The 265-nt window shown below is 47.9% G+C and carries 1 tRNA gene; it reads left to right on the top strand.

Features of this window, described 5'->3' with window-relative positions:
• Positions 1–37: 37 nt before the first annotated feature.
• Positions 38–113, top strand: a tRNA-Glu gene (locus tag H4J63_RS19960).
• The last annotated feature ends 152 nt before the right edge of the window (positions 114–265 follow it).

Raw genomic sequence — 265 nt, 5'->3', positions numbered from 1 at the left:
GTCTAAAAATTCAGTTGTCCTAGTGACACATTTATGTGTCCCCATCGTCTAGAGGCCTAGGACACCGCCCTTTCACGGCGGTAACAGGGGTTCGAATCCCCTTGGGGACGCCACTTACTTATTTTAATAGGGAAGTGAAGTGTTATTAAGAAAGCTCGCCTGAAACGAGTCTAAAAATTCAGTTGTCCTAGTGACACATTTATGTGTCCCCATCGTCTAGAGGCCTAGGACACCGCCCTTTCACGGCGGTAACAGGGGTTCGAAT

This window comes from Pseudoalteromonas sp. 5Ae-yellow (assembly GCF_014077565.1).
Classification (GTDB): Bacteria; Pseudomonadota; Gammaproteobacteria; order Enterobacterales; family Alteromonadaceae; genus Pseudoalteromonas.
The sequence above is the reverse complement of the archived record's forward strand: the minus strand, read 5'-3'. Positions and strand labels throughout refer to the sequence as shown.